The 11,620-nt window shown below is 47.3% G+C and carries 8 protein-coding genes; 5 read left to right on the plus strand and 3 right to left on the minus strand.

Features of this window, described 5'->3' with window-relative positions:
• Positions 1 to 306 (minus strand): Nif3-like dinuclear metal center hexameric protein (locus Xbed_RS15045; RefSeq protein WP_208612255.1); only part of this gene is annotated, 306 nt, incomplete at its 3' end.
• Positions 307 to 539: 233 nt separating this feature from the next.
• Positions 540 to 749, minus strand: a complete 210-nt coding sequence (locus tag Xbed_RS15050; RefSeq protein ID WP_086113722.1) for a YbfA family protein — start codon at positions 747 to 749, stop codon at positions 540 to 542.
• A 350-nt stretch (positions 750 to 1,099) separates the two neighbouring features.
• Here Xbed_RS15050 and kdpF point away from each other — a divergent pair, with 350 nt between their 5' ends.
• From kdpF to kdpD, 5 genes are read left to right on the plus strand one after another with little or no spacing between them, the layout of a single operon-like run.
• Positions 1,100 to 1,189 (plus strand): K(+)-transporting ATPase subunit F, encoded by a 90-nt coding sequence (kdpF, locus tag Xbed_RS15055; protein ID WP_086113723.1) that lies wholly within the window; start codon positions 1,100 to 1,102, stop codon positions 1,187 to 1,189.
• A 2-nt stretch (positions 1,190 to 1,191) separates the two neighbouring features.
• A complete protein-coding gene (gene kdpA, locus Xbed_RS15060; protein ID WP_086113724.1) occupies positions 1,192 to 2,889 on the plus strand; it encodes a potassium-transporting ATPase subunit KdpA in 1,698 nt (565 codons plus the stop codon).
• 15 nt (positions 2,890 to 2,904) lie between these two features.
• Positions 2,905 to 5,013 (plus strand): potassium-transporting ATPase subunit KdpB, encoded by a 2,109-nt coding sequence (gene kdpB / locus Xbed_RS15065; protein ID WP_086113725.1) that lies wholly within the window; start codon positions 2,905 to 2,907, stop codon positions 5,011 to 5,013.
• Positions 5,014 to 5,044: 31 nt separating this feature from the next.
• Positions 5,045 to 5,656, plus strand: a complete 612-nt coding sequence (kdpC, locus tag Xbed_RS15070; protein WP_086113726.1) for a potassium-transporting ATPase subunit KdpC — start codon at positions 5,045 to 5,047, stop codon at positions 5,654 to 5,656.
• Positions 5,653 to 8,367 carry a two-component system sensor histidine kinase KdpD gene (gene kdpD, locus Xbed_RS15075; protein ID WP_086113727.1) on the plus strand — a complete coding sequence of 905 codons (2,715 nt, stop codon included), beginning with the start codon at positions 5,653 to 5,655 and terminating at the stop codon, positions 8,365 to 8,367. Before kdpC ends, kdpD begins: the two co-directional genes overlap by 4 nt.
• A 56-nt stretch (positions 8,368 to 8,423) precedes the next feature.
• Here the strand turns inward: kdpD and pulA are convergent, their stop codons facing one another.
• A complete protein-coding gene (pulA, locus tag Xbed_RS15080; RefSeq protein ID WP_086113754.1) occupies positions 8,424 to 11,234 on the minus strand; it encodes a pullulanase-type alpha-1,6-glucosidase in 2,811 nt (936 codons plus the stop codon).
• Positions 11,235 to 11,620: the final 386 nt, after the last annotated feature.

The following is an 11,620-nucleotide window of genomic DNA, read 5'->3' on the forward strand; positions in this document are numbered from 1 at the left end:
GGCATCAAGCGGGAGATGATAGCCATACAGGTTGATGTCATTGCAGAGCAAGGTTTGCAAACGACGACGTTTCATGCCACGGATCACAGGAGATTCATTCTTCCAAAAATACCCATGATGAACAATGACGGCATCCGCTTCCAAGCGAACCGCTTCGTCCAATAATGCCTGACAAGCGGTCACGCCTGTCACCACCCGTTGAACATGGGAACGTCCTTCCACCTGTAAGCCATTGGGGGCATAATCTTGAAATTCACGGATATTCAATTCCGTATTGAGCACATGTTCTAATTCAACATTGTTCATCACATTCCCTCTTTTATTCAGCTTTTTCACCATAAAACAGATACCTGTCATGAATTAAGTCAATTCATTCGCCAACTGGCGTATAAAACAAAACACCTCGCCAGAATAAACTAGCAAGGTGTCAAAATACCATATGCAAAATATTATATTCACAATACCCGATCAGGCAGAAACATCCAGCATGGGAACGGGGAAGACGGAAAAATGTGATCAAATTCCGTCATAGCGCAATCTTAGCGATTTCGATGACCTGAGGCGATTTCTGAACATGCCAACCATACTGGCTTATCGCTGGTTTTTGCCCACACTTTATGCAGATAGCTATAAAAACGGGCACGATCACGACGAAACAACATGACAGGAAGCGCAATAACGCCCAGTGATAGAGCGCCAATGCGCCGTAAGAGAACCTGATGCCAGGAGTATTCACGATAAAGAGACATTGACCCCTCCTCATGGGCTGAATCTGTAAGATGTATAAAATTTTACCTGACAAACTGAAAACTTACTACTCATCAGACCACTTTTTCAGGGGCATAAATCACCTTTTTTTTCTTGTTGCGTAATTTAATTACAAAAACGATACTTAAACAGAAACAAAACAAACAATTTGAAAACAAAAAATTAACTATCCAGAATTTGCTACACTTGCCTTAATAACGTCTTGTCAATTAATTCCGTTTGTCATTGATACTTTTTTATACTTTCGGGATCTCTTTCAATCACTTCTTTATATGCTCACTTATATGCTGTAACCGGCTAATTATTAAAGAAATAGGTAAGGGGATACACCATGAATATCTTTCTCATCATTGGAATTTTTCTGGTCATTCTACTATTGGGTTACCTGATTTATGCATTATTGAATGCGGAGGATTTCTAAGTATGGCTGCATCCGCCTTTCTACTGATTGCCAGCTTCTTGCTCGTTCTGTTTCTATTGAGCAAACCTCTCGGCAGCCTCATCGCCGGTCTGATCGAAGGTGAATTACCCCGCTGGCTCATAAAAGCAGAAACAATCCTGTGGCGCTGCTGTGGCCTGAAAAAACCGGGCAACAACCTGAAAGAAATGAACGGGTGGCAGTATGGCCTCACCATTCTCATCTTCAATATCGCAGGGCTGGTGTTATTATTTATCCTCCTGATGAATCAGGGAAATATGCCATTGAACCCACAACATTTTGCTGGCTTGCAATGGGATCTGGCACTTAATACGGCGATAAGTTTTGTCACCAATACCAATTGGCAGGCTTATAGCGGAGAGAATACCCTGAGCTATCTGAGCCAAATGGTCGGGTTAACGGTTCAAAACTTTCTCTCTGCGGCAACCGGAATTTCAGTGGCTTTCGTGTTAATCAGGGCATTTTCCCGTCAAGGCGTTAACACATTGGGAAATGCGTGGATCGATATTACACGCATCACTTTATATCTCTTGCTTCCACTGGCCTTTATCATTGCCTTATTTTTCGTCAGTCAGGGGGTTATGCAAAATTTTTCCTCCTATATCCTCATCCATTCCCTTGAAGGCCAGCAACATTTGCTCCCCATGGGACCCGTTGCCTCTCAGGAAGCGATAAAACTTTTGGGAACGAATGGCGGTGGTTTTTTTGCGGCAAACTCAGCTCATCCATTTGAAAATCCGACGTCACTCAGTAACTTTGTCCAAGTCCTGACTATCTTTTTGATCCCCTGTGCGCTGTGTTTCGCATTCGGTCGGGTGGTGGGGGACAATCGTCAGGGGTATGCCTTACTCTGGGCGATGAGCATCGTCTTCATTGTTGCCGTCAGCGTTGTCATGCACGCCGAAATCGTGGGTAATCCCCATCTTATGCAGCCCAACGTCAATAGCCATTTAAATCTGGAAGGAAAAGAAGCCCGTTTCGGCGTCCTTGCTTCCTCCCTGTATAGCGTAGTGACCACGGCGGCTTCCTGTGGTGCCGTAAATGCCATGCATGACTCCTTCACCGCGCTGGGTGGAATGATTCCGCTTTGGTTAATGCAAATTGGCGAAGTGATATTTGGCGGTGTCGGTTCTGGTCTCTATGGCATGTTGCTGTTCGTTCTGCTGGCGGTATTTATTGCCGGTTTGATGATTGGTCGCGCCCCTGAATATTTAGGCAAAAAAATCGATGTCTATGAGATGAAAATGGTCGCATTGGCGCTTTTGGTCACCCCTTCCCTTATCCTGTTGGGAACCATTCTGGCAATTTCAACCGACGCCGGACGTAGTGCGATTGCAAACCCCGGCGCGCACGGCTTTACTGAAGTCCTTTATGCCCTCTCATCCGCAGCCAACAACAATGGCAGTGCCTTTGCCGGCCTGCATGTCAACGACGTTTTCTATAACCTGCTGTTGGGAGCCGTTATGTTTCTGGGGCGTTTTGGCCTCATTTTTCCTGTTCTGGCCATCGCCGGTTCCATGATGAGCAAAAAGCGCCAACCGATCAGCAGTGGCACCCTACCCACCCACGGTTCCCTCTTCATCGGATTATTAATTCTGGTCATTTTACTGATTGGCGCGCTCACCTTTATCCCTGCCCTGGCTCTCGGCCCGATTGCAGAATATTTACAATTTTGGCAGTGAAATGGGAGATTTTGCATGAAAAACAAACAACAACGATTATTTGAACCCACTTTGATTCGCCATGCACTCATTGACTCGTTTAAAAAATGCCATCCCGCCCATCAATGGCATAATCCTGTCATGTTCATTGTCTATCTGGGAAGCTGCCTGACTACCGCCTTATGGTTTTGCATCTTGATAGGGCAATTAACGGGGTATTCGCCATTCAGCGATAACGTGTTGTTCACCAATGACCTGCTGTTTACCGGCGCCATTGCACTTTGGTTATGGTTTACCGTGCTGTTTGCCAATTTTGCAGAGGCATTGGCAGAGGGACGCAGCAAAGCGCAAGCCTCCAGTTTAAAAGGCGTAAAAAAAACCGGTTGGGCGATGAAACTTGCCTCACCCCGTCGTGAGGCCACCAAGGAAAAAGTGACTTCCGATACGCTGCGCAAAGGGGATATTGTTCTGGTCGAAGCCGGCGACATCATTCCCTGTGATGGTGAAGTCCTTGAGGGGGGAGCCTCCGTGGATGAGAGCGCCATTACAGGAGAATCCGCCCCCGTCATCCGCGAATCAGGGGGAGATTTCTCCTCTGTTACGGGGGGGACCCGGATTTTATCTGATTGGTTGATCATCGAATGTACCGTCAATCCGGGGGAAACTTTTCTGGACCGAATGATTTCCATGGTTGAAAGCGCCAAACGACGCAAAACCCCCAATGAAATTGCCCTCACCATTTTACTGACTGCCTTGACCATTATCTTCCTGCTGGTTTGTGTCAGCCTCCTGCCTTTTTCTTTGTTCAGTGTACACGCCAATCAATCCGGCACACCCATTACACTCACGGTATTGATTGCCCTGCTGGTTTGCCTGATTCCAACCACCATTGGCGGATTACTTTCAGCCATTGGGGTTGCAGGAATGAGCCGCATGTTAGAAGCCAATGTCATTGCCACAAGCGGACGCGCCATTGAAGCCGCCGGTGATGTCGATGTTCTGCTACTGGATAAAACAGGCACCATTACATTAGGCAACCGTCAGGCATCACAATTTCTACCCGCTCCTGACGTAACGGAACAGCAATTGGCCGATGCCGCCCAACTTTCCTCCCTTGCCGATGAAACACCGGAAGGGCGCAGTATCGTGATTTTGGCAAAACAGCGTTTCAATATGCGTGAACGCGATCTGCGGGCGCTGAACGCCACCTTTGTGCCTTTCTCCGCCATGACACGCATGAGCGGTATCAACATTGGGGATCGCATGATACGCAAGGGCGCTACAGATGCTATCCGCCGCCACATTGAAGCCAACCACAGCCATTTTCCCAATGCCATTGATCTGTTGGTACAGCAAGTCGCACACAAAGGAGGAACCCCACTGGTCGTTGCTGAGAACCAGCGGGTTTTGGGCGTTGTCGCCTTAAAAGATATTGTGAAAGGCGGGATCAAAGAGCGTTTCAATGAAATGCGCAAAATGGGGATCAAGACGGTGATGATCACGGGAGACAATCACCTGACTGCCGCCGCCATTGCTGCCGAAGCCGGCGTTGATGATTTTCTGGCAGAAGCCACTCCCGAAGCGAAACTGGCGCTGATCCGCCAATATCAGTCAGAGGGGCGTCTGGTCGCCATGACCGGTGATGGCACAAACGATGCGCCCGCACTGGCACAAGCCGATGTTGCCGTTGCCATGAATTCCGGCACACAGGCGGCAAAAGAGGCGGGCAATATGGTGGACCTGGATTCCAACCCCACTAAACTGATTGAAGTTGTCCATATTGGCAAACAAATGCTGATGACCCGCGGCGCCCTAACCACCTTCAGCATTGCCAATGATATCGCCAAATACTTCGCTATCATTCCCGCAGCCTTTGCCGTCACCTATCCACAGCTCAATGACCTGAACATCATGCGCCTTCACTCCCCGGAATCTGCGGTACTGTCGGCGGTCATTTTCAATGCGATAATCATTATATTCCTGCTTCCATTGGCCTTAAAAGGCATCAATTATCGCCCAATGAACGCACTGTCACTTTTACGCCGAAACCTGTGGATATATGGTCTGGGGGGGTTGATTGTGCCTTTTGTCGGCATCAAGGTCATTGATCTGTTACTCACTGCGTTAATTTTTAACCCATTTTAAAATATTCAGACCTTCCAATAAGGTGATGAACATGATCCAGCTACGTACCACCATTGTCCTGCTAGCCTTTCTTACCCTCATCACCGGGATTGCCTATCCATTGCTGGTGACAGGGATATCCCATGTCTTATTTCCCCATCAGGCTCAAGGTTCGTTGATTGAACACAATCACCAATGGATTGGTTCGGAATTAATCGGTCAACACTTTACCCAAACCACCTATTTTCATGGCCGCCCTTCCATGACGGCAGAAAAACCGTATAACACGCTATCATCCGGAGGAAGCAATTTCTCTGTGAACAATCCCGCCTTAATCAGTAAAATTCACCAAAACATAATTAAAGTACGCCTATTCAATTATCCTGAAAACCTGCCGATTCCTGTTGATCTCGTGACAGCTTCCGGCAGTGGGCTTGATCCTCATATCTCTCCCGCCGCAGCCGAGTTTCAGGCACAACGTGTCGCTACAGCGCGCCATTTACCACTGCAGGTGATTCATGAATTAATTCAGAAAAATATTCAATATCCTCTGCTGGAATATCTGGGTGAACCTGTCGTGAATGTACTGGAACTCAATTTGGCACTGGATAATCTACACCCAAAAACACAGCAAAAAAATAGCCAAAAGGCAGATAAAATATGAGCCAAAATGACCCACAACGCCCTGATCCAGATGACTTACTGACATTGGCAAACGAAAAACCACGCGGCAAGCTCAAAATATTTTTCGGGGCTTGTGCCGGTGTCGGTAAAACCTATGCCATGCTGCAAGAAGCCCAGCGACTGTTGGCTCAAGGGCTGGATGTGATCATCGGCGTTGTTGAAACTCATGAACGACAAGAAACCGCAGCCCTATTGGCAGGGTTGCCCCAATTGCCCGCAAAATATTTTCGCCGTCATGAACGCAGGATAGCCGCATTTGATATTGACGCGGCTATCGCCCGTCATCCTGCCATTATTTTGATGGATGAATTGGCATTCAGTAATCCTCAAGGTTGTCGCCACCCTAAACGCTGGCAAGATGTAGAAGAATTACTGGAAGCCGGCATTGATGTCCTGACCACCATCAACGTACAGCATCTGGAAAGCCTGAATGATATTGTCGGCGGTATAACGGGTATTCGTGTTCGCGAAACCATTCCCGATCATATCTTTGATCAGGCTGATGATGTTGTTCTGGTTGATCTCCCGCCTGACGATCTGCGGCAGCGGCTTAAAGAAGGCAAAGTTTATCTATCCGATCAGGCTGAACGGGCCATTGAACATTTTTTCCGTAAAGAAAACCTGATTGCTTTGCGCGAATTGGCGTTGCGCCGCACCGCAGATCGCGTAGATGATCAAATGCGCGCTTGTCGTGATACGCTGGGAAAAGAACCGGTATGGCATACACGGGACAATTTACTGTTATGCATTGGCGACAATGCAGGCAATGAAAAACTGGTTCGGAAAGCGGCCCGTTTAGCCACAAAACTGAATTGCATCTGGCACGCTGTTTACGTTGAAACCCCTAAACTACACCGGTTGTCAGAAGGAAAACGCCGCACCATTCTAAAAGCCCTGAAACTGGCACAGGATCTGGGGGCGGAGACCGCAACACTATCCGACTCTGACGAAGAAAAAGCGATCCTGCGCTACGCAAGAGATCATAATCTGGGGAAGATCCTGATTGGCCGCTATTACGATGCACACTCGACACTCTTCGGCTATAAATGGCGAGCCGATTTTTCGGAAAAACTGGGAAAACTGGGTCCCGATCTGGATCTGATTATTGTGGCTCTGGAAGACAAAAGGCGCTGGGATAAAGAGCAAAAGGATAACCGAACATTCAATGGCAAATGGCGAGGCTCAGTTCAGGGCTTCATGATGGCTATCATGCTTTGCGCCCTCATTACTCTCTTTTCCCGGGCTTTCTTATTTACCCTTGATAAAGCCAATCTGGTGACACTCTACCTGCTCGGCGTTGTCATTATCGCCCTGTTTTATGGCCGCTGGCCCTCGGTTTTTGCCGCTTTTATCAATGTCATCAGTTTCGACATTTTCTTTGTCCAACCACACTGGTCACTGGCAGTCAAAGACATGCAATACCTGCTCACACTGACTGTAATGCTGATTGTCGGCACAGTTGTCGGAAACTTGACCTCTGGTATCCGCTATCAGGCCAGAATTGCCCGTTATCGTGAACAGCGAACACGGCACCTCTATGAAATTACCCGTAAACTCAGCCGGGCGTTGAACGAAGAAGAGGTTGCCCGCATCAGCTATCACTTTTTATCCAATAGCTTTCAAGCAAAAACCGGGCTGTTATTGCCAGACAGCCGCCACCATCTATATCAAGTGCAATCCAATAACGGCGGCCAGATGCAAATTGACGAAGCGATTGCCAAATGGTGTTTCGATAAAAAACAACCTGCCGGCGCGGGAACGGATACATTACCGGGGGTGCCTTACCAATTACTGCCTATCGCCACCCCTTCACAGGTATTTGCCGTTCTTGCCATTGAATCCCCTAACCTGCGCCAATTATTCGTCCCGGAACAACAACGGTTATTACAAACTTTCACCGGCATTATCGCCAACGCACTGGAACGTTTATACCTTGCCCGCAGTGCTGAATCTGCCAAATTGGAAACCGAGCGTGAACAACTGCGCAACTCGCTACTGGCTGCGCTGTCTCACGATTTGCGCACGCCATTAACCGTGCTATTCGGGCAAACAGAAATACTGATGTTGGATTTGTCCGCTGAAAATTCAGCGCACACGCAACAAGTGCACCAAATCCGCCAACAAATTCTCAGCACATCACGGTTGGTCAATAACCTGCTGGATATGGCGCGCATTCAATCAGGCGGCATTCAACTCAACCTCGAATGGTATTCATTGGACGAAATTGTTGGTAACGCTTTACGTTCACTGGAATATCCCCTCAACCGTTATACCGTAGCACTTTCCCTACCTGCCCATTTACTCCTGCACTGTGATGGCGCCTTATTAGAGCGGGTTTTTATCAACCTGCTGGAAAATGCCATTAAATATACCCATGAACAGACACCTCTTGGGATACAGGCCATCATTGAACAAAAAACAGGCCATAAACAGGTGCATATCGAAGTCTGGGATGCAGGAACCGGCATTCCTGCGGGGCAGGAGCAATTCATTTTCGATAAATTTTCACGCGCCAGTAAAGGATCAGCCATACCCGGTGTTGGATTAGGTTTAGCCATCTGCCAATCTATCATCGAAATTCACGGTGGAAAGATATGGGCGGATAATAATAAAAAAGGGGGAGCGAGTTTTCACTTTATTCTACCGTTGGAAGAGCCACCCCAAATTGGAGAGGCCCTTGAGGAAACGTGAGCGCCGAAGATGAAAAAAAGCTCCGGCGTTGTGTTCGGGCGGCAGATTACGTCCTGTTATTTCCTACGAACAGGTAAGCCTGTGCCACGTATCCCTTCCTGAGGTAAAACCAGCACTGCGGCTGACCAAGCGGGCATGGTTACTTCCCCTTTTTTCGTGATACGTATTCCCGCCGCCAGAGAAGACTGACCCAATTCACGTTGAATATCATTTAATTTCAATCCATTAATATTAAGGTCTTTGACCGTGACAGACCACGGAGCCGCATTAATGACCACCACCAAACCATCAAATCGCCAATCCCGATCATGAGAGGTTGTGTTGCCATCATCGATTGTCATGACCAATAATCCGATTTGCTGATGTGGACCGACATTCAAAAAATCAACACGTTGCCTAACAGCAGCGCCATCACCCAGTACCATCAAGGGCGAAAATTGGCGCAAACGCAATAACTCCTGATAAAAAGCCGTCATCTGTAATAATTCAGGCTGACCAGGATTTTTTACCTGATTTTTAATCCGCTTAATCAGTGGATAATTTTTACCGTCATTGCCACGTTCCGGCATTCCGACATCATAATTATTATCTTTATAGTCATAACTCACACGATTAAACCAATCACCCGCATTATAGGAATCACGGGTAAACGATTTTGAGCGCAATAACTCTGACCCCTGTTGATCAAAAGCCAGCCCCTGACCAAGAAATATTGTGGCAAGAGAAATTGCCTGCATACGAACCCGGGTCATGAGATTTGCCTGAGGTGCGGCCTTATAGCTAATGATGTCCCACAATGTTTGATTATCATGCTTCGAGACATAATTCAGCACTTCAGTCGGCTCTGAGGCATAACCCGCCATGACACCCTTATAATCAATTTCCCGCCCTGCTTTCACTGCGCCGTCTTTATCAATCATGACAAAATCGGCCAGGTTACCCGCCATGCCAAGGCGTACCAGATCCCACAAATGGCGGATTTCATTTGCATCTAATCGCGCGATTTCATTGGGTAATGTTCCCGCACCATTCCCGACCCCTTGGTTAACCCGAATACTATCGGCAACATCAAACGGCGCGCCACCACGTACCGCATCCCGCAACCGATCAGAGAACGTGCCAATGCCTGTCCCCTTAAGGTTAATCTGCGACGCCGTTTCGAATCGATCGTCCTGCCCGGAATTCCACCCCTCACCCAAAAAGTAGATCGATGGGTTAACCGTGCGCACTTTTTCCAGTGCCGACACGATTTGCGCTTTAGGGTGATAGCCCATCAAATCAAACCGAAAGGCATCTATCTTATAATCCTTAACCCAAGTCACCAGTGAGTCTTCAATAAGTTTGGCAAACATGCGACGTTCCGGCGCGGTATCAGAACAACAGGTACTATTTTCCACATGGCCTGTGACTTCATCCAAACGGTGGTAATACCCAGGCACAATTTTATCCAATACTGACGTGCGGGCGGTAGGACCGGCTGCATCGGCATGGTTGTAAACAACATCCATGATCACATTCATGCCCAATTGCTGCTTGATGGCCTGAACCATAGTGCGGAATTCTTTTATCCGGCCAGAGCCTTCCGGGTCGGTGGCATAAGACCCCTCAGGCACTGTGTAATGAAACGGATCATAGCCCCAGTTATAAGAATCCGTTTCTGCCACCATCGCATTTAATTCTTGCACTTGCGGGTTCTTGATATTGTCATCACGTTGTAATTGCTGAAAAACTTCCCGCACAGTCAATGAACTCTGGCAATAACCCGCAAATCGGCTATTTCTCACCGTTGCATTAATGTGGCATAAACGGCTGAAAGGATGATCAAGATCCGCCACCTGATGACTGAATTCATTCACAGAAGCGATATCAAAGACCGGCAGCAACTCCATATGGGTCATTCCCGCCTGACTGAGTGCCTGAAGATGTTTGAACATATCGCTATTATTGTCAGTCAGCGCCAGATACTTGCCCCGCCAAACTTCCGGTATCGTGTTGTCTGTCGCAGACAAATCGCGGATATGCGCTTCATAGATAGTCATACGCGCAATATCTGCGGGGGTGTTTTGCGGGTGTGGAGCGAGTAAATGATCCCAATTTTGTGGCTTTAGGGATTCATCATCCAGATTGACAACCTGACTGTATTCCGAGTTAGTGGACAGACTGTGAGAATAGGGGTCGGTCACGGCATAGCGTTCAATCTTGCGGGAAGATGGATGGTATACCTTTAAAGCATAACGATAGTAAGCCCCGATTAAACGTTTATCCCCTTGCCATGACCAAGAACCGCTCGCTGCATCACGCTGCATTGTGTGTCTGGCAATCATCTGTTTATCCTGATCGTAAATAACCAGACCAACCTCTTGGGCAGTCGGCGCCCACAACCGGAAAATGACGCCTTCATCATTGACCCGTGCCCCATATTCCAATTTATCAGCCGCCTCAGCAAAGCGATCATCCAATACGCCAGCCGTTTGTACTTGGGCTGCTGCGGACAATAAATCCTGCTCATCGGCAGCCAGCACCACTAAATCCCCAAGCAACAGTTGATCCATATCCACGCCCTCTGGCAGACGGAATGCCGCCCACTCTGCCAAATGGGGAAACTTGCTTGCGGTTTCCTGACTTATGATGGTCGGTGTAAGCACCCGATACTCATCGGTAAAATAGCCTTGATCATTCACCGCCACCTGATTGTTGCGATTATAATACAGGCGGACAATGGGTTTTTGCGCGCCATCTGGCCATAATAGCGTCTGTCTATCAACCCAATGGGCAGATGCTTGAGAAATATCGAATTCAGAATTAGAGTCCCCTGCACGACGCAGATAGATTGGTTCACTTGATATCGGGTTCAAACGATGTGCCATCGGTTTCTCCTGAGTTTTGAATAAATGGCGCTTATTTTGGGCACAATTGGCGAGTAAAAAAATAAATAACCCGCTGAATAAAACAAGATAAATCTTTCTCCAAAAATTAGATTTCATAGGTAAACCTTTTTAATAGAAAGATTACTTCAATCATTTTTATTTTTGATAAAAACGAAAATAATGATTAAATAATTAAATAGGGTATTAAACATTCTTACCTCATCCTTTTATCAATAAATATGGGAGGAGGATAAAGGCTGAATTATTTATTTTATCTATTGAAGGATGCTGGATTAACACAATAAGTGCAATGTGCGCCCCGTATAGGCTTCGATGGGGGTTAGCCCATTTAAAACCTTTCTTGGTGTCATATTTAATCTTAATTC

This window comes from Xenorhabdus beddingii, from assembly GCF_002127545.1.
GTDB classification, from domain to species: Bacteria; Pseudomonadota; Gammaproteobacteria; order Enterobacterales; family Enterobacteriaceae; genus Xenorhabdus; species Xenorhabdus beddingii.